22 protein-coding genes are annotated in these 21,796 nt (G+C 69.3%); 8 read left to right on the forward strand and 14 right to left on the reverse strand.

Annotation, left to right across the window (positions count from 1 at the left end):
• Positions 1-46: 46 nt before the first annotated feature.
• Both ACN20J_RS13405 and ACN20J_RS13410 read right to left on the reverse strand, forming a co-directional pair.
• Positions 47-367 (reverse strand): DMT family transporter, encoded by a 321-nt coding sequence (locus ACN20J_RS13405; RefSeq protein ID WP_189840495.1) that lies wholly within the window; start codon positions 365-367, stop codon positions 47-49.
• 51 nt (positions 368-418) lie between these two features.
• Positions 419-784, reverse strand: coding sequence for a VOC family protein (locus ACN20J_RS13410; RefSeq protein WP_361922428.1), 366 nt, complete (start codon positions 782-784; stop codon positions 419-421).
• Between the two features lie 161 nt (positions 785-945).
• On the opposite strand from ACN20J_RS13410, the gene ACN20J_RS13415 reads away from it, so the two are divergent.
• Both ACN20J_RS13415 and ACN20J_RS13420 read left to right on the forward strand, forming a co-directional pair.
• Positions 946-2,697, forward strand: coding sequence for a hypothetical protein (locus tag ACN20J_RS13415; RefSeq protein WP_361922430.1), 1,752 nt, complete (start codon positions 946-948; stop codon positions 2,695-2,697).
• 392 nt (positions 2,698-3,089) lie between these two features.
• On the forward strand, positions 3,090-3,947 hold the full coding sequence (locus ACN20J_RS13420; protein WP_190230247.1) for an AbfB domain-containing protein: 858 nt from the start codon (positions 3,090-3,092) through the stop codon (positions 3,945-3,947).
• A gap of 105 nt (positions 3,948-4,052) precedes the next feature.
• On the opposite strand, the gene ACN20J_RS13425 is transcribed toward ACN20J_RS13420, so the two are convergent.
• From ACN20J_RS13425 to ACN20J_RS13460, 8 genes are all read right to left on the reverse strand, one after another.
• Positions 4,053-4,385: a metal-sulfur cluster assembly factor gene (locus ACN20J_RS13425; protein ID WP_055610947.1), complete on the reverse strand. Its 333-nt coding sequence runs from the start codon at positions 4,383-4,385 to the stop codon at positions 4,053-4,055.
• Positions 4,382-4,849, reverse strand: coding sequence for a Fe-S cluster assembly sulfur transfer protein SufU (gene sufU / locus ACN20J_RS13430; RefSeq protein WP_055610946.1), 468 nt, complete (start codon positions 4,847-4,849; stop codon positions 4,382-4,384). The genes ACN20J_RS13425 and sufU overlap by 4 nt, the downstream gene beginning before the upstream one ends.
• A 15-nt stretch (positions 4,850-4,864) precedes the next feature.
• The gene (locus ACN20J_RS13435; RefSeq protein WP_055610945.1) at positions 4,865-6,121 is read right to left on the reverse strand and encodes a cysteine desulfurase; all 1,257 of its coding nucleotides are present in this window, start codon (positions 6,119-6,121) and stop codon (positions 4,865-4,867) included.
• Entirely contained in the window at positions 6,118-6,882 is a 765-nt protein-coding gene (sufC, locus tag ACN20J_RS13440; RefSeq protein ID WP_266741007.1) for a Fe-S cluster assembly ATPase SufC, read from the reverse strand. The genes ACN20J_RS13435 and sufC overlap by 4 nt, the downstream gene beginning before the upstream one ends.
• A gap of 7 nt (positions 6,883-6,889) precedes the next feature.
• Positions 6,890-7,219, reverse strand: a complete 330-nt coding sequence (locus ACN20J_RS13445; RefSeq protein ID WP_055610943.1) for a non-heme iron oxygenase ferredoxin subunit — start codon at positions 7,217-7,219, stop codon at positions 6,890-6,892.
• Positions 7,219-8,403 (reverse strand): Fe-S cluster assembly protein SufD, encoded by a 1,185-nt coding sequence (sufD, locus tag ACN20J_RS13450; RefSeq protein ID WP_361904051.1) that lies wholly within the window; start codon positions 8,401-8,403, stop codon positions 7,219-7,221. Before sufD ends, ACN20J_RS13445 begins: the two co-directional genes overlap by 1 nt.
• Before the next feature lie 83 nt (positions 8,404-8,486).
• A complete protein-coding gene (gene sufB / locus ACN20J_RS13455) occupies positions 8,487-9,911 on the reverse strand; it encodes a Fe-S cluster assembly protein SufB (RefSeq protein ID WP_189840490.1) in 1,425 nt (474 codons plus the stop codon).
• Positions 9,908-10,639 carry a helix-turn-helix transcriptional regulator gene (locus ACN20J_RS13460; protein WP_055610940.1) on the reverse strand — a complete coding sequence of 244 codons (732 nt, stop codon included), beginning with the start codon at positions 10,637-10,639 and terminating at the stop codon, positions 9,908-9,910. Before ACN20J_RS13460 ends, sufB begins: the two co-directional genes overlap by 4 nt.
• A gap of 160 nt (positions 10,640-10,799) precedes the next feature.
• On the opposite strand from ACN20J_RS13460, the gene ACN20J_RS13465 reads away from it, so the two are divergent.
• The 4 genes from ACN20J_RS13465 to ACN20J_RS13480 all read left to right on the forward strand — a co-directional run bounded on the left by ACN20J_RS13465 (position 10,800) and on the right by ACN20J_RS13480 (position 14,503).
• On the forward strand, positions 10,800-11,639 hold the full coding sequence (locus ACN20J_RS13465) for an aminoglycoside N(3)-acetyltransferase (protein WP_419665955.1): 840 nt from the start codon (positions 10,800-10,802) through the stop codon (positions 11,637-11,639).
• A 68-nt stretch (positions 11,640-11,707) separates the two neighbouring features.
• Positions 11,708-12,631 (forward strand): ABC transporter ATP-binding protein, encoded by a 924-nt coding sequence (locus ACN20J_RS13470; RefSeq protein WP_189840488.1) that lies wholly within the window; start codon positions 11,708-11,710, stop codon positions 12,629-12,631.
• Positions 12,628-13,428: an ABC transporter permease gene (locus ACN20J_RS13475; protein WP_362308696.1), complete on the forward strand. Its 801-nt coding sequence runs from the start codon at positions 12,628-12,630 to the stop codon at positions 13,426-13,428. Before ACN20J_RS13470 ends, ACN20J_RS13475 begins: the two co-directional genes overlap by 4 nt.
• 67 nt (positions 13,429-13,495) lie before the next feature.
• Positions 13,496-14,503: a COX15/CtaA family protein gene (locus ACN20J_RS13480; RefSeq protein WP_055610936.1), complete on the forward strand. Its 1,008-nt coding sequence runs from the start codon at positions 13,496-13,498 to the stop codon at positions 14,501-14,503.
• A gap of 78 nt (positions 14,504-14,581) precedes the next feature.
• Here the strand turns inward: ACN20J_RS13480 and ACN20J_RS13485 are convergent, their stop codons facing one another.
• From ACN20J_RS13485 to ACN20J_RS13500, 4 genes are all read right to left on the reverse strand, one after another.
• Positions 14,582-15,331: a nucleotidyltransferase domain-containing protein gene (locus tag ACN20J_RS13485; RefSeq protein ID WP_419665956.1), complete on the reverse strand. Its 750-nt coding sequence runs from the start codon at positions 15,329-15,331 to the stop codon at positions 14,582-14,584.
• Positions 15,332-15,372: 41 nt separating this feature from the next.
• On the reverse strand, positions 15,373-16,479 hold the full coding sequence (locus ACN20J_RS13490) for an amidohydrolase family protein (RefSeq protein ID WP_190230252.1): 1,107 nt from the start codon (positions 16,477-16,479) through the stop codon (positions 15,373-15,375).
• A gap of 332 nt (positions 16,480-16,811) precedes the next feature.
• Positions 16,812-17,168 carry a hypothetical protein gene (locus tag ACN20J_RS13495; RefSeq protein WP_189840485.1) on the reverse strand — a complete coding sequence of 119 codons (357 nt, stop codon included), beginning with the start codon at positions 17,166-17,168 and terminating at the stop codon, positions 16,812-16,814.
• 66 nt (positions 17,169-17,234) lie between these two features.
• On the reverse strand, positions 17,235-18,200 hold the full coding sequence (locus ACN20J_RS13500; RefSeq protein WP_055615860.1) for a heme o synthase: 966 nt from the start codon (positions 18,198-18,200) through the stop codon (positions 17,235-17,237).
• A gap of 355 nt (positions 18,201-18,555) precedes the next feature.
• Between ACN20J_RS13500 and tkt the strand changes: the two genes are divergently transcribed.
• Together tkt and tal are read left to right on the forward strand one after the other, a co-directional pair.
• A complete protein-coding gene (gene tkt, locus ACN20J_RS13505; RefSeq protein ID WP_419665957.1) occupies positions 18,556-20,643 on the forward strand; it encodes a transketolase in 2,088 nt (695 codons plus the stop codon).
• 34 nt (positions 20,644-20,677) lie between these two features.
• Positions 20,678-21,796, forward strand: coding sequence for a transaldolase (gene tal, locus ACN20J_RS13510; protein WP_189840483.1), 1,119 nt, complete (start codon positions 20,678-20,680; stop codon positions 21,794-21,796).

Genomic DNA, 21,796 nt, shown 5'->3' on the forward strand with positions numbered 1-21,796 from the left:
GCTCCCGACGGACGGCGCGGGCAGGTCCTCGTCGGACAGAGCCGCATCAGTGCGCCCCGCCCAGGTTAAGCACCACGACCCCGCCGATGATCAGCACGATCCCGGCGAACTTGGCGGTGTTCATGCCCTCACCCAGGAACATGATCCCGATCGCGGCGACGGCCGCCGTGCCTATCCCCGCCCAGATCGCGTAGGCCGTGCCGACCGCGACGGTCTTCAGCGTCTGCGCGAGCAGCGCGAACGCGACGAGGTAACCGATCGCGGTCACCAGCGAGGGCCACAGCTTGCTGAAGCCCTCGCTGTACTTCATGGCGGTGGTGGCGGCGACCTCTGCGGCGATGGCTCCGGCGAGCAGCGCGTATCCCATGTGTACGAGTGTACGCATCGATGCGTACGCCTGTACACAACTCCGGCAGCCTCAGTCGAGAAGCGTTTTCTTCGGCCGCAGCACACAGAATTCGTTGCCCTCGGGATCGGCGAGCACGACCCAGGTGACGTCCTCGCCCTGACCGACGTCCGCCCGCCGGGCCCCGAGCGCGAGGAGCCGGTCGACCTCGGCGTCCCGGTCGTCGGGCGTGAGGTCGATGTGCAGCCGGTTCTTGACCTTCTTGCGCTCGCCGACCGGGACGAAGCAGATGCCGGGCAGGGCGCTCGGGTCTGCCCCGATGACGATCTCGTCCTCGGCCTCGAACAGCACGCGCCAGTCGAGGACCTGGCACCAGAAGCGGGCCAGTGACGGCAGATCGTGGGCGTCGACGACGACTTGATACAGGGAGACAGCCATACGCCGAAGTCTCCCTTCGAGCCCCGGGGGTCGCCACCGGGCCACTGTGCGAATGTGCGCGGCGGACCGTGCTCGTTCGCTCATTTTCCTTATGGCACACGGGAGTTACCGCTGGTTACTGTTCGGCAGCCCGCACCCGCCGTCGTCCCGTTGGAGAGACCATGAGCACAGGAATCCCCCGCCCCCGCGGCCGGTGGCTGCGCGCCCTGACCGCCGGAGCACTCGGCGTGGCCGCGCTCGGCGTGACGTCCTCGGCGGACGGAGCACCGGCCGGCGCGGAGGCCGCCCGCACCGAGACGCCGGTGGCCTCGGCCTCCCCGGTCGCCGGCATCACCGAGACCGTGGTCTCCGTGCGGATCCCGCTGCCCGCCTCGGTCGGCAGCCACCCGGCGCGCTGCGACCGGCTGTCGTATCTGCGTTACCGCTCCTCCGAGGGGCCGTCGAAGTCCGCTGACGCCGACCGGATCCTGGTCGCCCAGCCCGGCATCCTGGAGGGCGCGGGCGCCTTCGACAGCGTGGCCCGCAACACGGTGAGGGCGGCGGCCGAGAAGGGCGAGCACATCGAGTTCTGGGCCCTGGACCGACGCTCCAACTGCCTTGAGGACAACGCCGGGATCTCAACGGGCAGCACCGCCAAGGCTGTTGGCTACTACTACGAGGGCGAGAAGGTCGAGGGGCGCTCCTTCGACGGGTTCCTGACGAGCGATCAGACGGGCTGGCTGGCCGAGGTCGGTCTGGAGCGCACGGTCCGCGACCAGTACGACCTGCTGTCCGCCGAACTGCCCGACCAGAGGCTCCGCAAGGAGAAGGTGATGTGCGGCGGACACTCGCTCGGCGGCGTCCTCACCGGTGTCTTCGCCACCTGGGACTTCGACGGGAACCCCGCGACGACGGCGGACGCGGGCTTCAACCAGTGCGCGGGCTACTTCGCCCTGGACACGACGATCGCCACCAACCTCGATGACCTGAACGGCACTTCGGGCACCCTCAACGGCGGCCTGCTGCCCAAGGGCACGGTCCCGGAGACGGGCCTCGGCTACACCGTCGTACAGGCCGGTCTGCGCAGCGGTGTCCTGCCCCGCTTCCTCGCGCTGCCCGCGGTGATCAACCCCGAGATCATGAACGTCCTCGCGATCAGCGGCCTCGCCGCGCGCACCGCGCCCGACGCCCGGTCCACGCTCCAGGAGGACCTGCCGTCGAACGCCAACATCGAGACGACGTCCCGCACGATGTTCTCCAAGGACGCGGCCGTCTTCCTGTCGGGCAAACCCACGATCCGCGACTTCCGGCTCACCAACGCGGCGGTCCTGGGCGCCTTCATGGACGACAACTCGGCCCCGCTGTCCTTCATCCAGACCAGCGTGGGCCTCTTCGACGGCGGCCGGCTCGTGGACAAGAACTTCCCGGTCTCGAACGACGTACAGGGCTCACCGGCCCTGTTCGGTACGGAGCTGAAGGCGATCCCGGACCAGCCGGCCGGCCCGCTCTACACCTGGCGGAACTTCGACCGGATCGGCGCGCCGGACGACCCGGTGCACCGCTCGGCCGACGGCACGCCGTTCACGACGGCCGCCAAGGAGGTCTCGGACATCGGGGAGCTGGCCCGCAGCCTCTCCGAGCAGCCGCTGGACTTCACCGAGGACTACTTCCCGACGAAGCTGGTCACCGACCTCTCCCTGGTCGACGACGCGCGGATCGCCCGGAACATGGCGCACCCGGGCGGTCTGACCGCGAATCCCACGATCACCTTCGTCGCGGGCGACGGGATCCTCGCGGACCACATCCCGGCGGACAAGAACCCCGTGGTCCTGCCCGGCTACCAGCATCTGGACGTGCTCACGGCGGCCCCGGTCCAGAACGGCGGATCCCGCGAACGGATCGCCACGCTCCTGTCGGCCTTCGCGACGCGTTAGGCGATCTCTTTCATAACGTGTTGGCCCCTGAAAGGAACCTCCGCCTCCGCCCGGAGAGCCGGCGGCCCGGCGCCCGAACTCCCCGCCCCGGGCGCCGGGATCGTCCCTCTCCGGGCCTCTGATCTCGAATCCTTAAGTCTTGAACTATCTTTCCCCGGACCCCCGGACCCGACGAGCACCGTCAACTGGCCGCCGAACCCCCGGCGTTCCTGGCAGAAACCGCTCTCAGAAACGCTACGCGGGGGCCACAAGTTCTACTAATGTTCCCCTCGTCGCGCACGCGGATCCCCCGGCCACAGCCGTCACGCGTGTCCGCGGCCCACGCCTCCTCTTGTGCCACGACCCACCTGACCGATCCGCGTCCGCCTCGGGCGACGCTGGGGGAACCTCGCATGCCTGAAAGAAATCCCGGGTCCGCTCCCGACCCGTCCGGCCGCCCCGCGAAGGTGTGGGAGACCGGCGAAACCCTGGACGAGTCACGCGTACCCGGAACCCGCAGGCTCTGGCTTGCGGGAGCACTCCTCGTGGCGGTTCTCGCCTCCACCGTCACAGCCGTCGTCGTGCTCGACGACGACCCGGACACCTCGGCGAAGGGGAAGACCAAGAACACCACCTCCTCGGCGGACGAGCCGCTCATACCCAGCCCGCCCCCCGCCACGGCGCCCAGCGGGAAGAGCGGCCTCGCCGCCCCCGATTCCTCCAAGGCCGTCGCGGACGGTTCCGCCTCGCCCGAGGCCCAGCAGCAGGGCGGCACGAAGCCGGACTCGACCCCTCGGCCGTCCAAGTCCTCCTCCGCCAAGCCCCCCGCGTCCAAGCCCGCCTCCTCGGGGAAGTCCGTCCAGGCGGTCAACTACCCCGACCGCTACTGGCGCGTCGAGCGCGATTCGGTGCGACTCGACCAGGTGGGCTCCCGCAGCTCGTCGCGGACCAGGGACGAGGCCACCTTCAAGGTCGTCCCCGGTATCGCGGACTCCAGCTGTGTGTCGTTCTCCCTGGGCAACAACCGCTATCTGCGCCACTACCAGTTCCGGCTCCGCGCCGACCGCCACAACGGCTCCGAGCTCTTCAAGCAGGACGCCACGTTCTGCCCCCGCCCGACGGGCTTCAACGACGCGGTCATGCTGGAGTCGTACAACTACCGCGGCCGCTTCCTGCGCCACCGCAACTTCGAGGTCCGCCTCGAATCGTTCGACAACAGCCACCTCTACCGGGCGGACTCGGCGTTCAGGCTCGTGAAGGGCCTGGGCTGAGCGACTCCCCGGCAGCCGGGGTCGGCCGACCCCGGCTCCGCCCCGGACGACAGACGAACGCGGCCCCCGGCATCATGCCGGGGGCCGCGTTCGTACAACTCGGAATCAGACGTTGAAGCCCAGCGCGCGAAGCTGGTCGCGGCCGTCGTCCGTGATCTTGTCGGGGCCCCACGGCGGCATCCACACCCAGTTGATGCGGAGCTCGTTGACGAGGCCGTCCGTGGCGGACTTGGCCTGGTCCTCGATGACGTCGGTGAGCGGACAGGCCGCAGACGTCAGGGTCATGTCGATCGTCGCGATGTTCGCGTCGTCGATGTGGATGCCGTAGATCAGCCCGAGGTTGACGACGTCGATGCCCAGTTCGGGGTCGACTACGTCGTACAGGGCCTCGCGGACTTCTTCCTCGGAGGCCGGTTTCATCTCGATGGTCTCGCTCATGCGGTCTTCCTTTCGGCGTCGGCCTCGCCCAGGGCCTGGGCCGTCGCGTCCTTCCAGGCCATCCAGCTCAGCAACGCGCACTTCACGCGGGCCGGGTACTTGGAGACCCCGGCGAACGCGACCGCGTCCTCGAGGATCTCCTCCATCGCGTCGTCCGGCTCGATACGGCCCTTGGACTGCATCAGCTCCAGGAAGGTCTCCTGGATCTTCTGCGCCGCGGCCAGGTCCTTGCCGACGAGCAGCTCGTTCAGCACGGAGGCCGAGGCCTGGCTGATGGAGCAGCCCTGGCCCTCGTACGAGACGTCGCTGATCTTCGTGCCGTCGTACTTGACGCGCAGCGTGATCTCGTCGCCGCACGTCGGGTTGACGTGGTGCACCTCGGCGTCGCCATCTCGAAGACCGCGCCCGTGGGGGTGCTTGTAGTGGTCCAGGATGACTTCCTGGTACATCGAATCAAGCCTCACGACTCAGCCAGCTCCTCAGCCGAAGAAGTTCCGTACGTGCTCCAGGCCGTCGACCAGAGCGTCGATCTCGGTCGGCGTGGAGTACAGATAGAACGACGCTCGTGTGGTCGCAGGAATTCCGTACCGCAGGCAGACGGGCCGCGCGCAGTGGTGACCCACGCGCACCGCGATGCCCTGCTCGTCGAGAACCTGGCCCACGTCGTGCGGGTGGATGTCACCCAGCGTGAACGAGATCGCCGCGCCGCGGTCCTCGGCCGTCGTCGGGCCGATGATCCGCAGGTCCGGCACCTCGCCGAGCCTCTTCACCGCGTACTCGGTGAGCGCGTGCTCATGGGCGAGGATCTTGTCCATGCCGATCGCGCTCAGATAGTCGATGGCCGCACCCAGACCGACCGCCTGCGCGATCGGCGGGGTACCCGCCTCGAACTTGTGCGGAGCGGGAGCGTACGTCGACGAGTGCATCGACACCGTCTCGATCATCTCACCGCCGCCGAGGAACGGAGGCAGGTCCTCCAGGAGCTCCTGACGGCCCCAGAGAACGCCGATACCGGTCGGGCCGCACATCTTGTGGCCGGTGAAGGCCACGAAGTCGGCCTGCAGGGCCTGTACGTCCATCGGCATGTGCGGGGCGGCCTGCGAGGCGTCGATGCAGACCAGCGCGCCGACCTCCTGCGCACGGCGCACTATCGCCTCGACCGGGTTGACCGTGCCCAGGATGTTCGACACAAGCACGAAGGAGACGATCTTCGTCTTCTCGGTGATGATCTCGTCGATGTTGGACAGGTCGAGCCGGCCGTCGTCGGTGAGGCCGAACCACTTCAGCTTCGCGCCCGTGCGCTGCGCGAGCAGCTGCCACGGCACGATGTTGGAGTGGTGCTCCATCTCCGTGATGACGATCTCGGTCTCGTGGTCCACGCGGTAGGGCTCGTCGGCCCAGCCGAGCATGTTGGCCACGAGGTTGAGCGACTCGGAGGCGTTCTTCGTGAAGATCACCTCGTCGCGGCTCGGCGCGTTGATGAACGCGGCGACCTTGTCGCGCGAACCCTCGTACAGCGCCGTGGCCTCCTCCGCGAGCACATGCACACCGCGGTGGACGTTGGCGTTGTAGCGCTCGTAGTACTCGTTCAGGGCGTCCAGTACCTGGCGCGGCTTCTGCGAGGTCGCCGCGTTGTCCAGGTACACGAGCTTCTGACCGTCGTGGACCGTGCGGTCCAGGATGGGGAAGTCCTTGCGGATCGCCTCGGTGTCGAGGAGGCCCGGCAGCTGTGTCACGCGGATGCGCCACCCTTCACGTACTTGTCGTAGCCCTCGGCCTCGAGCTGGTCGGCGAGCTCCGCGCCGCCCGACTCGGCGATGCGGCCGTTCGCGAACACGTGCACGTGGTCGGGCTTGATGTAGCGCAGGATGCGCGTGTAGTGCGTGATCAGCAGGGTGCCGACCTCGCCCGACTCGCGGACCCGGTTGACGCCCTCGGAGACGACGCGCAGGGCGTCGACGTCCAGGCCGGAGTCGGTCTCGTCGAGGATCGCGATCTTCGGCTTGAGGAGCTCCAGCTGAAGGATCTCGTGGCGCTTCTTCTCGCCGCCGGAGAAGCCCTCGTTCACGTTGCGCTCGGCGAAGGCCGGGTCCATGTTGAGGCGCTCCATGGCCCCCTTGACCTCCTTCACCCAGGTGCGCAGCTTGGGGGCCTCGCCGCGGATCGCCGTGGCGGACGTACGGAGGAAGTTGGACACCGAGACGCCGGGGACCTCGACCGGGTACTGCATCGCGAGGAACAGGCCGGCGCGGGCGCGCTCGTCGACGGACATCTCCAGGACGTCCTCGCCGTCGAGGGTGACGGTGCCGCCGGTGATCGTGTACTTGGGGTGACCAGCGAGCGAGTAGGCGAGCGTCGACTTGCCGGAGCCGTTCGGGCCCATGATGGCGTGGGTCTCGCCCTGCTTCACGGTGAGGTCGACGCCCTTGAGGATCTCCTTCGTGGCGTTGTCGGCCTCGACGGTGACGTGCAGGTCGTGGATTTCAAGCGTTGCCATGGGTTCCTCAGGACTCCTGGGTGAGGGAGACGAGCACGTCGTCCCCTTCGATCTTTACGGGGTATACGGGGACGGGGCGCGTCGCGGGCAGGCCGGACGGTTTGCCGGTGCGGAGGTCGAACGCGGAGCCGTGCAGCCAGCACTCGATCTGACAGTCCTCCACCTCGCCCTCGGAGAGCGAGACGTTCGCGTGCGAGCAGATGTCGTTGATCGCGAACACCTCCCCCTCGGTCTTCACGACCGAGACCGGCGTGCCGTCGAGCTCCACCCTCTTGGGGGTGTCGTCCTCCAGCTCGCCCAGCCCACAGGCGCGTACGAATGTCGACGAGGCAGTCATCAGACCGACGCCTCCAGCTCCTCGTCGATCCTGGCGAGAAGGCGCTCCTGGATGTCGTCGACGCGGATCTGCTGGACCAGTTCGGCGAAGAAGCCTCGGACCACCAGACGGCGGGCCTCGTCGGCCGGGATGCCGCGGGCCATCAGGTAGAAGAGCTGCTCGTCGTCGAAGCGGCCGGTCGCCGAGGCGTGGCCGGCGCCGACGATCTCGCCGGTCTCGATCTCCAGGTTCGGCACGGAGTCGACGCGGGCGCCGTCGGTCAGAACCAGGTTCCGGTTCATCTCGTAGGTGTCCGTGCCCTCGGCCGTGGCCTCGATGAGGACGTCGCCGATCCACACCGCGTGGGCGCCGTCGCCCTGGAGCGCGCCCTTGTAGGCCACGTTCGACTTGCAGTGCGGGGCGTTGTGGTCGACCAGGAGGCGGTGCTCCTGGTGCTGGCCGGCGTCCGTGAAGTACAGGCCGAAGAGCTCGGCCTCGCCGCCGGGGCCGGCGTAGGCGACCCGCGGGTGGAGGCGTACGAGATCGCCGCCGAAGGTGACCACGAAGGACTTGAAGGTGGCGTCCCGGCCGATCAGCGCGTTGTGCTGGCCGACGTGGACCGCCTTGTCGTCCCAGTCCTGGACGGAGACCACGGTGAGCCTGGCGCCGTCACCGAGGACGTAGTCGACGTTGGCGGCGAGCACGGCGTCACCGGTGTGGTCGATGACGACGACGGCCTCGGCGAAGGCTCCGAGCTCCACGACCTGGTGGCCGTAGGCGACGCCGCCCTCGCCGTGCACGGCGATGCGGATCGGCTCGGTGAGGACCGTCTCCTTGGGGACGGTGATCACACCGGCCTGCTCGAAGGCCGAGTACGCCTGGGCGGCGACGCGGTCCACCGGGGTGCCCGCCTTGCCGAGCCGGGCGTCGTCACGGCCGACGGTCTCGACAGTGACGCCCTCGGGCGCGTCGATGGCGACCTTCACGCCGACGCCGGTCGCGACCGCGGTGCCGTCGTGCAGCCCGCGCAGGCGCTCCAGCGGGGTGAACCGCCACTCCTCCTCGCGGCCGTGGGGGACCGGGAAGTCCGCCACGTCGAAGGACGGGGGCGCGCTCATGCGCGTGGCGACGGTCGACTCGGCGGCCACCGCGATCGATCCGGCGGTGGTGGAAGACCCCACCGTGGAGTTCTGAGCCTCAGCCATGGCTGTCGTAGTGCTCGCTTTCTATTACGATCCTCGGCTCGTCCCTCAAGACGCGCCGCCTGCTGCCTGGACGCAAGGGTGCGTCAGCCGACCGCGCCCTCCATCTGCAGCTCGATCAGCCGGTTGAGCTCAAGGGCGTACTCCATGGGCAGCTCCTTCGCGATGGGCTCGACGAAGCCGCGCACGATCATCGCCATCGCCTCGAACTCGGTCATGCCGCGGCTCATCAGGTAGAAGAGCTGGTCGTCACTGACCTTGGAGACGGTGGCCTCGTGGCCCATGGACACGTCGTCCTCGCGGACGTCCACGTAGGGGTACGTGTCGGAGCGGGAGATGGTGTCGACGAGCAGCGCGTCGCAGAGCACGTTCGACTTGGAACCGTGGGCGCCCTCGCCGATCTCGACGAGACCGCGGTAGGACGTACGGCCGCCACCACGTGCCACGGACTTGGACACGATGTTGGAGGAGGTGTTCGGCGCCATGTGGACCATCTTGGAGCCGGCGTCCTGGTGCTGGCCCTCGCCCGCGAAGGCGATGGACAGGGTCTCGCCCTTGGCGTGCTCGCCCATCAGGTAGACGGCCGGGTACTTCATGGTGACCTTGGAGCCGATGTTGCCGTCGACCCACTCCATGGTCGCGCCCTCGTAGGCCACGGCGCGCTTGGTGACCAGGTTGTAGACGTTGTTCGACCAGTTCTGGATCGTCGTGTAGCGGCAGCGGGCGCCCTTCTTCACGATGATCTCGACGACCGCGGAGTGCAGGGAGTCGCTCTTGTAGATCGGCGCCGTGCAGCCCTCGACGTAGTGGACGTAGGCGTCCTCGTCGACGATGATCAGCGTCCGCTCGAACTGGCCCATGTTCTCCGTGTTGATACGGAAGTAGGCCTGGAGCGGGATCTCGACGTGCACGCCCTTCGGCACGTAGATGAAGGAGCCGCCGGACCACACCGCGGTGTTCAGCGACGCGAACTTGTTGTCGCCGACCGGGATGACCGTGCCGAAGTACTCCTTGAAGAGCTCCGGGTGCTCCTTCAGGGCGGTGTCGGTGTCCAGGAAGATGACGCCCTGCTCCTCCAGGTCCTCACGGATCTGGTGGTAGACGACCTCGGACTCGTACTGGGCCGCGACACCGGCGACGAGGCGCTGCTTCTCCGCCTCGGGGATGCCGAGCTTGTCGTACGTGTTCTTGATGTCCTCGGGCAGGTCCTCCCAGGACTCCGCCTGCTTCTCCGTGGAGCGCACGAAGTACTTGATGTTGTCGAAGTCGATGCCCGACAGGTCCGAGCCCCAGTTCGGCATGGGCTTCTTCTCGAAGAGGCGCAGGCCCTTGAGGCGGAGCTTGGTCATCCACTCCGGCTCGCTCTTCTTCGAAGAGATGTCCCGGACGACGTCCTCGTTGATGCCGCGCTTGGCAGAGGCACCGGCCACGTCGGAGTCGGCCCAGCCGTATTCGTACGTACCCAGACCCTCGAGCTCGGGGTGGGCAGTCTCCTCAATGGGGAGCGTCATGCGGGGTTCCTCCCGGCGGTACTTGCAGATGCGTCATGGCCGTGAAAATCGTGCTTGGAAATCTTTGGGATGAAGGTGGTGCAGACACCGTCGCCGTGGGCGATGGTGGCCAGCCGCTGGACATGCGTGCCGAGCAACTGGGAGAAGATCTCTGTCTCCGCCTCGCAGAGCTGCGGGAACTGTTCGGCGACATGGGCGACCGGGCAGTGGTGCTGGCAGAGCTGCTCGCCGACCGGTGCGCTGCGCGCCGTAGCAGCGTACCCGTCCGCGCTCAGGGCCTTGGCCAGCGCTTCGGCGCGCTTTTCGGGGGCGGCGGCCTCGACGGCCTTGCGGTACGTGTCGGCCTGGGCCGCCATCCTGGCGCGGGCGAAGGCCACGACGGCCTCGTCCCCGCCCTCGCGCTCCGCGATCCAGCGCAGGGCGTCGGCGGCGAGCTTGTCGTAGGACTGGTCGAAGGCGTCCCGGCCGCAGTCGGTCAGGGCGAACACCTTGGCGGGCCGCCCGCGCGTACGAGCGCCGTAGACCCGCTGTTCGCGGGCCTCCACCACGTCGTCCGAGACGAGCGCGTCCAGGTGCCGTCGCACGGCGGCCTGGGTGAGGCCCAGCCGCCCCGCGAGGTCGGTCACGGTCGACGGGCCGTGGTCCAGGATGGACCGCGCGACCCGGTTGCGCGTCGAGCGCTCACCGGTCGCGAGTTCCTCCTGCGGGGCCTCGCCAACGTTTTTCACAACGCCATTGTTGCGTAATTCCTCAGAGACTGACAAGCCGCGTCCACGCCGCGAGGGGTGCGGTGCATCACTTAGGTAAACCTAATCTGACCTGCGGGAATGATCTTTGATCGATCAATTCGGTGGCAGCGCGCGGGGTTGTCGGGGAGACTCCCGAACCATGCCGACACCCCCTCCGACCGGCCCTCTAGTCACCCGCGCCACCCTCGCGGAGGACCTGCGCGCGCTCGGCGTACGCCCCGGCGAGACCCTCCTCGCACACTCGTCGCTGCGCTCCCTCGGATGGGTCAACGGCGGCTCGGTCGCAGTCGTCGAAGGACTGCTCGACGCGCTCGGTCCGGACGGCACGCTCGTGGTCCCCACCCAGTCCGGCGGCCTCTCCGACCCCGCCCTGTGGACCGCCCCGCCCGTGCCCGAGGCCTGGTGGGAGACGATCCGCGACACGATGCCCGGATACGACCCGCTCGTTACGCCCACACGAGGGGTGGGCGTGGTCCCGGAGACCGTACGCACCTGGCCGGGCGCCCTGCGCAGCGCGCACCCGCAGACCTCGTTCGCGGCGATCGGGCCGCGCGCGGCGAAGATCGTCGAGGACCACGCCCCGGACTGCCGCCTCGGCGAGCGCAGCCCGCTGGCCCGCCTGGAGGCCATGGGCGCCCGCGTCCTGCTGCTCGGCGCGGGCTACGACTCCTGCACCGGCTTCCACCTCGCCGAATACCGGATCCCCTCACCGCGTGTCGAGGTGGGACGGCCGGTCCGTACGCCCGAGGGTTCCCGCTGGGAGGTCGTGACCGAGGTGTCGATCAGCTCGGAGCGGTTCGACGAACTGGGCGCCGACTTCGAACGGGACCGTCCCGTCGTACGGGGGCTGGTGGGCGCGGCCGACACCCGGCTGTTCCCCGTGGCCGACGCGGTGGCGTACGCGGAGCGGTGGCTTCAGACGCACCGTTCACGCGAGGAGTGGGTCACCGACGACGCGCCCGCCTCACGCCGCTCGTGACTCGACCCGCCCTCCGTGCTCCGCCCGGCCGTCCCTAGACTTGGCGCTCATGCGAAGTGAGGCCGCCCATGCGTAGTGAGACCGTCGTCCAGGTCAGTGGCCTGGTGAAGCGGTACGGCAGGAAAACCGCGGTGGACGGCCTGGATCTGGTGGCCCGGGCGGGCATCACCGCCGTCCTCGGGCCCAACGGCGCCGGCAAGACGACCACCGTCGAGACCTGCGAGGGGTATCGCAGGCCGGACTCCGGGACGGTCCGGGTGCTGGGCCTCGACCCGGTGCGCGAGGCCTCCGCGCTGCGCCCCCGCATCGGCGTGATGCTCCAGTCCGGCGGTGTCTACTCCGGCGCCCGCGCCGACGAGATGCTCCGCCACGTGGCCAAACTGCACGCGCACCCGCTGGACGTGGACGCCCTCATGGAGCGCCTGGGCCTCGGCAGCTGCGGCCGCACGACGTACCGGCGGCTCTCCGGCGGCCAGCAGCAGCGCCTCGCGCTCGCCATGGCCGTGGTCGGCCGCCCCGAACTGGTCTTCCTGGACGAGCCGACCGCGGGGCTCGACCCGCAGGCCCGCCGGGCCACCTGGGACCTCGTACGCGATCTGCGCGCCGACGGCGTCTCGGTCATCCTCACCACGCACTACATGGACGAGGCCGAGCAGCTCGCCGACGACGTGGCGATCATCGACGCGGGCCGGGTCATAGCGAAGGGCACCCCCGAGGAGCTGTGCCGCGGCGGCGCCGAGAACACCCTGCGCTTCTCCGGCCGCCCCGGCCTCGACGTGGCCTCCCTCCTCAAGGCCCTCCCGGCGGACTGCACGGCGGCCGAGCTGACGCCGGGCTCGTACCGCGTGGGCGGCAAGGTCGACCCGCAGCTCCTCGCGACCGTCACCACCTGGTGCGCCCAGCACGGGGTGATGCCGGAGAAGATCTCGGTGGAGCGGCACACCCTGGAGGACGTCTTCTTGGAGCTCACCGGTAAGGAGCTGCGCGGATGACCGCGGGAACGGACGCCCGGACGACGGGCGAGGGCACGGGCATGTACGCGCCGCGGCCGGGAGCCGCCCCGCTCCCCCGCATGATCGCGGCGCAGGCGGCGCTGGAGACGAAGATGCTGCTGCGCAACGGCGAGCAGCTGCTTCTGACGGTGATCATCCCGACACTGCTGCTGGTGCTGTTCAGCGCGGTGGACATCGTCGACACGGGCGAGGGAAAGGCGGTCGACTTCCTCGCGCCCGGCATTCTCGCGCTCGCCGTGATGTCGACGGCGTTCACCGGCCAGGCGATCGCCACGGGCTTCGAGCGGCGCTACGGCGTGCTGAAGCGGCTCGCCGCCTCGCCGCTGCCCCGCTGGGGGCTGATGGCGGCCAAGACCCTCTCCGTCCTGGTCACCGAGGTCCTCCAGGTGCTCCTCGTCACGGTGATCGCCCTGGCCCTCGGCTGGTCGCCGGAGGGCAATCCGCTCGCCGTGCTGCTGCTCCTGATCCTGGGTACGGCGGCCTTCTCGGGCCTCGGCCTGCTCATGGCGGGCACGCTGAAGGCGGAGGCCACGCTGGCCGCCGCGAACCTGGTCTTCCTGCTGCTGCTCGTGGGCGGCGGGGTCGTCGTCCCGCTGGACAAGTTCCCGGACGCGGCCCAGGACCTGCTCGGCCTGCTGCCGATCTCGGCGCTGTCGGAGGGCCTGCGGGACGTGCTCCAGCACGGGGCGGGCATGCCGTGGGGGAACCTCGGGATCCTCGCCGTATGGGCGGTCGTGGGCCTCGCGGCCGCCGGGAAGTTCTTCCGCTGGGAGTGACCGGGCGACGGCCGGCGACCGACGCGGGGAGGGGGCTCGTGAAAGCGTGCACAAGCTGCCCCCTACGATGGAGCCCGTGCCAAACGTGACCCGAGCCGATGCCGCCCAAGCCGTGCGCAACCCGCTCGCCTTCATCGCCGAACGCTGGACCCCGTCGCCCCGGACGGTCCAGCGCGCCGCCCTCGCCGCGCTCGTCATGGCGGTACTGATCGTGGTGACCGGAGGCGCCGTCCGGCTGACCGGCTCGGGCCTCGGCTGCCCGACCTGGCCCAAGTGCACCGACGACTCGCTCACCACGACGAGCGCGATGGGCGTGCACGGCGTGATCGAGTTCGGCAACCGCATGCTGACGTACGTCCTGTGTGCCGCGGTCGGCTGGGCGATCATCGCCGCGCGCTCGCAGAAGCCCTACCGGCGCAGCCTCACCCGGCTCGGCTGGGCGCAGTTCTGGGTCGTCATGGGCAACGCGGTCCTCGGCGGCGTCGTCGTCCTGGTGGGCCTCAACCCGTACACGGTCGCCGCTCACTTCCTGCTCTCCACCGCCCTGATCGCCGTCGCCACGGTGATGTGGCAGCGCACCCGCGAGGGCGACGACGCTCCGCGTCCGCTGGTCGGCAAGCCGGTGCAGCAGATGGCGTGGATCCTCGTCGCCGTCACCGTGCTGCTGATCGCGGTGGGTACGGTCGTCACCGGCGCGGGTCCGCACGCGGGCGACTCCAGCGAGGTCGAGCGCATCCCGCTGAACTGGGAGAACGTCACCAAGCTGCATGCCGTGCTGGCCTGGATCGTGGTGACGATGACCTTCGCCCTGTGGTTCGTCCTGAGGGCCGTCGACGCGCCCAAGGGTCCCCTGCACCGCACCCGCGACCTCTTCCTGGTGCTCCTCGCCCAGGGCGGCATCGGGTACGTCCAGTACTTCACCGACCTTCCGGAGGTCCTGGTCGGCCTCCACATGTTCGGCTCCTGCCTGGTGTGGATCGCCACCCTCCGCGTCCTGCTGGCACTGCGGGAACGGCCGGAGGTCGTGGCGGACCTGCCCGCCCAGTCGACACAGTCGTCGCTCACACGCGCGTGACGGCCCCGCGGGTGACGTGGTCGCGCGTCACGTGAGGCACGCGCAGGTCCCGCGCACGCCACGTGAGGCACGCGCAGATCATTCGTACGCGGCCACCAGACGGTCGATCGCCGGGCCGAGGTAGCCGCGGGTCAGCTCCGACCTGCGGGCCGTCCACTCCTGGGCCGGTGCCGTCGGCTCCTCGTAGCGTCGCCCTCTGACGTCCGCGACCAGTTCGTCGGGTGCGCCGAGACCGGGCAGCAGATCGAGGGCCTCGCGCTTGGTGATCAGGCGCCCGTCCTTCAGGGTGACCGTGGCACGGGCGTAGGTGACCAGTCCCAGGTCGACCCAGACGTCCTGGGTCCAGTTGTCGGTCCGGTCCACCTGCCGGCGCCAGAAGTCCCGCTGGTCCCGTACGACGAACCCGGCCAGCTCGTCGTCCGTCACCGGCGGCAGCAGACGCCCGGGCGGCTCCCCCTCCAGGACCAGCCCGAAGGTGTGCAGCTCGCGCCGGGTCACCGGTGTGACCGTCCGTTTGAAGAGCTGCTGATGCGCCCACGTGAGGTGCCGCCGCTCCGCGCCGTCGACCGTGTCGCGTGTCAGGTAGCTGCAGTGCAGCTTGGCCACGAGCGGTTCGGCGCGCAGGCGGGCATGCAGCCGGGCCACCTTCCAGAGCGTCCTCGCCTTGATCGGACCGTCCAGGACCACGATGAGATCCAGGTCGCTGATGCCCTCCCGGTAGTCGCCCCCGCCGAGCGAGCCGTGGGCCCATACGGCGGCGGGGGCGAGATCGCGCAGTTCGGTGCGGAAGCGGTCGAGGAGCCGGTCGGTCGCGTCGCTGCGTGTCATACGCACAGTCTGTACAGCTCGCCCCACCCGGTACACCCGTCTCACTCCACCCCGTACACCCGTCGCGCGTTCCCCGCCGCGATCAGCCCCGCCACCCGCTGCGCGTCGGTCAGCGACCAGGCGCCCTCGGCCACCCAGGTACCGAGCACCTTGGCGAGCGCCTCGCGGAAGAGACGTGCTCCGACCACATGGAGTTCGGGCAGACCATGTGCGCCGCTGGAGAAGAGGAGCTTGCCGAAGGGGGCGAGCTCCAGGATCTCGGAGAGGACGGCGGACGCGCGGGCCCCGGTGCGGACGAGGGCGGCGCCCAGATCGGCGTACACATGCGGGAAGACCCCGGCGAGATGCGCCGCGTGGCGGTGGTACGGGTAGCCGTGCAGCAGGACCAGGTCGGTGCCGAGGCCGGCCGTCGCGCGGGCGAAGTCGGTGAGCAGGACCGGGTCGTTGCGGTCGATGCGCAGGCCGGGCTCGCCGAGCCCCGCGTGCAGCTGGAGCGGCAGGCCCGAGGCGACCGCGATCCACAGCAGATGCCTGAGCAGCACCGGATCGCTCAGTTCGCCGCCCACCCGGCGCCCGGCCAGCCACCGCGCCGCCGCGCCGCGCACCTCTCCGGGGCCGGGCGGTTCGGGCGCGAGCGCCAGCCCGTGGCGTAAGCCCGCCACCGAGGTGAAGGCCACGGCGCTCGCGGCCGCCCCGTGCACCGATTCGGCGAGGTTGGCGAGGAACGACTCGACGGTGCCCGAGGTGTCGGCGACCTGCTCGGCGAGCGGCTCCAGGCGGACGATCTCGTGGGCGCGCGCGGCTCCCGTGGAGGCCATCTCGCCGGGCCCCGTCAGATCGCCCGGCAGACCGGTGTCGACCAAGTAGGTAGTGATCCCGCTCCCCCGCAGCAGCCTGCGCCCCGCCTCCAGGACACCGAGTTCCCGGCGTCGGGCGAGGTAGCGGGCGGGCGGACAGTGGGGCTCGAGGCCCAGCAGGGGCGGACACCAGCGGCGTACGGCGAAACCGGTCTGTGTGTCGAAGAACGTGGTCCCTGCGGCGGGCGGGCCCTCGCCCCGGGCGAGGTGGGCCTCGAAGGTGCCGAGACCCAGCTCCGTCCGCAGCACGCCGTGGCAGTACTGATCCACCAGCGACGGCGTTTCGATCATCCGGACTCCCCGCGAATGGGCCCTGCCTTTATTGAAGGGCCTAACGGGTGAACCGGGTTTCAGGTGTTGGGCGGGCACACCCCGTGCGAAGCGCTCCGCGGGTTTTGGGGTGGGGTGCGGGGTGGAGGGCTGCGGGGTGAGGGTGCCGCTTGTCCTAGGTGCGGGTCTGATGTGGCTGGGTGCGCGGTTCCTCGCGCCCCTGAGGGGGACCAGGTCAGCGCCTCTGGAGGGGCGCAGGTCATACCTCTGGAGGGGACCGGGTCGGCGCCTCTGGAGGGGACCAGGTCATACCTCTGGAGGGGCCCGGGTCAGTGCCCCTGGAGGGGGTCAGGTCAGGTGTTGCTTGGGCCGCCCAGTTGGATTCCTGCCATGCGGGTCCACTCGTACGGGCCCGTTTTGACCTTGTTCGCGAACTCGCCGTCGAAGTCGTCGTGGGTGGTGATGCCGGACTTCTTCACGGCCTGTTCGGCGATGGCGAAGGTGGGGGCCACGAGGTCGCCCCAGCCGCCGTCCTCGCCGACCAGGACGATCCGCGCGCCCTTCTGGCCGATGTACGCGATCTGCCCCTCGGCGCCGCCGTGGGCCTGCGCGAAGGAGGAGATCTGCTTGGCGAGCTTCGCCGCCCGGCGCTCGGCCTTGGCGTCCTGCTTCGCGCCGGCGCCCTCGTCAACCTGCTGGGTGTCTGCCATACCTGGATGCTACCGACGGGTAGATCCACCGGCGACGGGGGTGGTGCGTGGGGTTGGCCACTCGCGTCAGCGGAGGAACGGGTCCACGGCCACCGCCACGAACAGCAGCGACACGTAGGTGATGGACCAGTGGAAGAGCCGCATCTCCTTCAGCTTGGCGCCCACGGCGCCGTCCTTCGCGCGGGTCTGCAGGCCGTGGGCCTCCCAGAGCCAGAAGCCGCCGGTCACGAGGGCGACGACCGTGTAGAACCAGCCCGTGTAACCGAGCGGCGTCAGGAGCAGGGAGACGGCGACCATGGCCCAGCTGTAGAGGACGATCTGCCGCGCGACGACCTTGTTGGAGGCGATGACGGGCAGCATCGGAACGCCCACGCGCGCGTAGTCCGCCTTGACCTTCATGGAGAGCGGCCAGTAGTGCGGCGGCGTCCAGAAGAACATGACGAGGAAGAGGATGATCGGCGCCCACGACATGGAGTTCGTGACGGACGACCAGCCGATGAGTACCGGAAGACAGCCGGCGATACCGCCCCACACGATGTTCTGCGAGGTACGGCGTTTGAGGATCATCGTGTAGACGACGACGTAGAAGAGGAGCGCTCCGAGCGACAGCCACGCGGACAGCCAGTTGACGGCGAATCCGAACAGCAGCGTCGAGACGATCGCGAGCGTGATGCCGAAGGCGAGGCACTCGCGTGGGCTGACCATGCCGGTGACCAGTGGACGCTGTGCGGTGCGCTCCATGAGCGCGTCGATGTCACGGTCGATGTACATGTTCAGGGCGTTGGCACCGCCCGCGGAGAGGTAGCCGCCGACGCAGGTGAGGAGCACCAGCTTCAGATCGGGCACACCCTGCTGCGCGAGGAACATCACCGGAACGGTGGTGATCAGCAGCAGCTCGATGATCCGCGGCTTGGTGAGAGCGACGAACGCCTTGACCCGAGCCCAGAACGGCCGGTGGTTCGTGCCCCGCTTCGCGCCCTGACTCGTCCCGAGCACTCCCGCAGGACGGGATTCAACGGCCGTCACGCACACCCCTGACAGAGACATTTCAGCGAGCTCCGGGTGTGAACTCCCGGTAAAGGCTCGCGCGTACCACGCCACTGTAGACGTTGCCCAGACCCCGGCCTTCGCGGGGGTCGGGTCGTGTTGAAAGGCCTCCGCGCAGGACTGATCGGCATTGCGTTGAGCAGTCGGATGAGCGGCTCCGTATTCACTTGCCGAACACGGAACGCGCCGGTCGGGAGGCGGAAGAGGGAGAGTCCCGGCAGTCTGGAATGACTCGAAAAAATGCGCGTTCCTACGGGGGTAGGCTCGACAGCGAGCCGGTGGGCGCGACGTGCACCGGCATTCGACATGTGGAACATGTGGAGAGGAGCCCTGACCCAGGGTGAGCACCAAGCCGACCACAACAGACCTCGAGTGGACCGAATTGGACCAGCGGGCCGTCGACACCGCCCGCATCCTGGCCGCCGACGCCGTACAGAAGGTCGGCAACGGCCATCCGGGTACGGCGATGAGCCTGGCGCCCGCCGCCTACACCCTCTTTCAGAAGGTGATGCGGCACGACCCGGCGGACCCCGACTGGACCGGCCGCGACCGCTTCGTGCTGTCTGCCGGTCATTCGTCCCTGACCCTCTACACCCAGCTCTACCTGGCCGGCTTCGGTCTTGAGCTGGACGACCTGAAGTCCTTCAGGACGTGGGGCTCCCGCACCCCGGGCCACCCGGAGTACGGGCACACCCCCGGTGTGGAGACCACCACCGGCCCCCTCGGCCAGGGTGTCGCCAACGCGGTGGGCATGGCCATGGCCGCCCGCTACGAGCGTGGCCTGTTCGACCCGGAGGCGGCCCCCGGCACCTCCCCGTTCGACCACTTCATCTACGCGATCGCCGGTGACGGCTGCCTCCAGGAGGGCATCTCCGCGGAGGCGTCCTCCATGGCCGGCCACCAGCAGCTCGGCAACCTGGTCCTGCTGTGGGACGACAACCACATCTCGATCGAGGGCGACACCGAGACTGCCGTCTCCGAGGACACCGTCAAGCGCTACGAGGCGTACGGCTGGCACGTGCAGCGCGTGGCCCCGAAGCCGGACGGCGACCTCGACCCGCACGCGCTCTACGACGCGATCGAGGCCGCGAAGCTGGTGACCGACAAGCCGTCGTTCATCGCGATGCGCTCGATCATCGCCTGGCCCGCTCCGAACGCGCAGAACACCGAGGCCGCGCACGGCTCGGCGCTCGGCGACGACGAGGTCGCGGCCACCAAGCGGGTGCTGGGCTTCGACCCGGAGAAGGCCTTCGAGGTCTCCGACGAGGTCATCACCCACACGCGCGCGCTGGGCGAGCGCGGCCGTCAGGCCAAGGCGGAGTGGGAGAAGTCGTTCCAGGAGTGGCGCAACGGCAACGCCGAGCGTGCCGCCGAGTTCGACCGCATCGCCGCGACCGAGCTGCCCACCGGCTGGGAGGAGAAGCTCCCGGTCTTCGAGGCGGGCAAGGGCGTCGCCACGCGTGCGGCCTCCGGCAAGGTGCTCCAGGCGCTCGGCGCGGTCATCCCCGAGCTGTGGGGCGGCTCGGCCGACCTGGCGGGCTCGAACAACACGACGATCGACAAGACCTCGTCGTTCCTCCCGGCGGACAACCCGCTGCCTGAGGCGAACCCGTACGGGCGCACGATCCACTTCGGTATCCGTGAGCACTCGATGGCCGCGGAGATGAACGGCATCGCGCTGCACGGCAACACCCGTATCTACGGCGGCACCTTCCTGGTGTTCTCCGACTACATGCGCAACGCGGTCCGCCTGTCCGCGCTGATGCACCTGCCGGTGACGTACGTGTGGACCCACGACTCCATCGGTCTGGGCGAGGACGGTCCGACGCACCAGCCGGTCGAGCACCTCGCCTCCCTGCGCGCCATTCCGGGCCTCAACGTCGTCCGTCCGGCGGACGCCAACGAGACCGCGATCGCCTGGCGCGAGATCCTCAGGCGCTACACCAAGGTCTTCGGCAAGGGTGCCCCGCACGGCCTCGCGCTGACCCGCCAGGGCGTACCGACGTACGAGGCCAACGAGGATGCGGCGAAGGGTGGTTACGTGCTCTTCGAGGCGTCCACCGGGACCCCGGAGGTCGTTCTCATCGCGACCGGTTCCGAGGTGCACGTGGCCGTCGACGCACGTGAGCAGCTGGAGGCCGCGGGCACCCCGACCAGGGTCGTGTCCATGCCCTCCGTGGAGTGGTTCGAGGAGCAGGACCAGGGGTACCGGGACAGCGTCCTGCCGCCGAGCGTGAAGGCACGGGTCGCGGTCGAGGCCGGTATCGGTCTCACCTGGCACAAGTACGTGGGGGACGCCGGCCGCATCGTTTCCCTGGAGCACTTCGGTGCTTCGGCCGACGGCAAGGTGCTCTTCCAGGAGTTCGGGTTCACTGCCGAGAACGTCGCGAACGTCGCCCGGGAATCGATCGCCGCAGCCCAGCGCTGACGCTGACATACGACACGTAGGAGATGCATTTTCCATGACAGACGCACTGAAGCGCCTCTCCGAGGAAGGCGTCGCGATCTGGCTGGACGACCTGTCGCGCAAGCGGATCACGTCCGGCAACCTCGCCGAACTGATCGACCAGCAGCACGTCGTGGGCGTCACCACCAACCCGTCGATCTTCCAGAAGGCGATCAGCAGCGGTGACGGTTACGAGCAGCAGCTCAGTGACCTCGCCGCCCGCAAGGTCACCGTCGAAGAGGCCATCCGCATGATCACGACGGCGGACGTCCGTGACGCCGCCGACATCCTGCGCCCGGTCTACGACTCCACGCAGGGCCAGGACGGCCGGGTCTCCATCGAGGTCGACCCGCGCCTGGCGCACAACACCCAGGCGACCGTCGCCGAGGCCAAGCAGCTGGCCTGGCTCGTCGACCGTCCGAACACGCTCATCAAGATCCCGGCGACCAAGGCGGGCCTGCCCGCGATCACCGAGACGATCGGCCGGGGCATCAGCGTCAACGTCACGCTGATCTTCTCGCTGGAGCGCTACCGCGAGGTCATGGACGCCTACCTCGCGGGCCTGGAGAAGGCCAAGGCCGCCGGGATCGACCTGTCCGGCATCCACTCCGTGGCGTCGTTCTTCGTGTCCCGCGTGGACACCGAGATCGACAAGCGGCTGGACGCCCTGGGCACCCCCGAGGCGAAGGCCGCCCGCGGCAAGGCGGGTCTCGCCAACGCGCGACTGGCCTACGAGGCGTACGAGGAGGTCTTCTCCTCGGACCGCTGGGCCGCCCTCGACAAGGCGCAGGCCAACAAGCAGCGTCCGCTGTGGGCCTCGACCGGCGTCAAGGACAAGGCCTACAAGGACACCCTGTACGTCGACGACCTGGTCGCGCCGAACACGGTGAACACCATGCCGGAGGCGACCCTGGCCGCCGCCGAGGACCACGGCAAGATCACCGGCAACACGATCGCCGGTACGTACGAGCAGTCCCGTGCCGAGCTCGAAGCGGTCGAGAAGCTCGGGATCTCGTACGACGACGTGGTCCAGCTCCTGGAGGACGAGGGCGTCGAGAAGTTCGAGGCGTCCTGGAACGACCTGCTCAAGTCGACCGAGGCAGAGCTCGAGCGCCTCGCCCCCTCGGAGGGCTGA

Source organism: Streptomyces sp. 2-1, assembly GCF_048564895.1.
GTDB classification, from domain to species: domain Bacteria; phylum Actinomycetota; class Actinomycetes; order Streptomycetales; family Streptomycetaceae; genus Streptomyces; species Streptomyces phaeochromogenes.

Coding starts and splice junctions, on each gene's coding strand:
- ACN20J_RS13405 (WP_189840495.1), bottom strand. CDS start 367: ATGGGATACGCGCTGCTCGCCGGAGCCATCGCCGCAGAGGTCGCCGCC.
- ACN20J_RS13410 (WP_361922428.1), bottom strand. CDS start 784: ATGGCTGTCTCCCTGTATCAAGTCGTCGTCGACGCCCACGATCTGCCG.
- ACN20J_RS13415 (WP_361922430.1), top strand. CDS start 946: ATGAGCACAGGAATCCCCCGCCCCCGCGGCCGGTGGCTGCGCGCCCTG.
- ACN20J_RS13420 (WP_190230247.1), top strand. CDS start 3,090: ATGCCTGAAAGAAATCCCGGGTCCGCTCCCGACCCGTCCGGCCGCCCC.
- ACN20J_RS13425 (WP_055610947.1), bottom strand. CDS start 4,385: ATGAGCGAGACCATCGAGATGAAACCGGCCTCCGAGGAAGAAGTCCGC.
- sufC (WP_266741007.1), bottom strand. CDS start 6,882: ATGGCAACGCTTGAAATCCACGACCTGCACGTCACCGTCGAGGCCGAC.
- ACN20J_RS13445 (WP_055610943.1), bottom strand. CDS start 7,219: ATGACTGCCTCGTCGACATTCGTACGCGCCTGTGGGCTGGGCGAGCTG.
- sufD (WP_361904051.1), bottom strand. CDS start 8,403: ATGGCTGAGGCTCAGAACTCCACGGTGGGGTCTTCCACCACCGCCGGA.
- sufB (WP_189840490.1), bottom strand. CDS start 9,911: ATGACGCTCCCCATTGAGGAGACTGCCCACCCCGAGCTCGAGGGTCTG.
- ACN20J_RS13465 (WP_419665955.1), top strand. CDS start 10,800: ATGCCGACACCCCCTCCGACCGGCCCTCTAGTCACCCGCGCCACCCTC.
- ACN20J_RS13470 (WP_189840488.1), top strand. CDS start 11,708: ATGCGTAGTGAGACCGTCGTCCAGGTCAGTGGCCTGGTGAAGCGGTAC.
- ACN20J_RS13475 (WP_362308696.1), top strand. CDS start 12,628: ATGACCGCGGGAACGGACGCCCGGACGACGGGCGAGGGCACGGGCATG.
- ACN20J_RS13480 (WP_055610936.1), top strand. CDS start 13,496: ATGGAGCCCGTGCCAAACGTGACCCGAGCCGATGCCGCCCAAGCCGTG.
- ACN20J_RS13485 (WP_419665956.1), bottom strand. CDS start 15,331: ATGACACGCAGCGACGCGACCGACCGGCTCCTCGACCGCTTCCGCACC.
- ACN20J_RS13490 (WP_190230252.1), bottom strand. CDS start 16,479: ATGATCGAAACGCCGTCGCTGGTGGATCAGTACTGCCACGGCGTGCTG.
- ACN20J_RS13495 (WP_189840485.1), bottom strand. CDS start 17,168: ATGGCAGACACCCAGCAGGTTGACGAGGGCGCCGGCGCGAAGCAGGAC.
- tal (WP_189840483.1), top strand. CDS start 20,678: ATGACAGACGCACTGAAGCGCCTCTCCGAGGAAGGCGTCGCGATCTGG.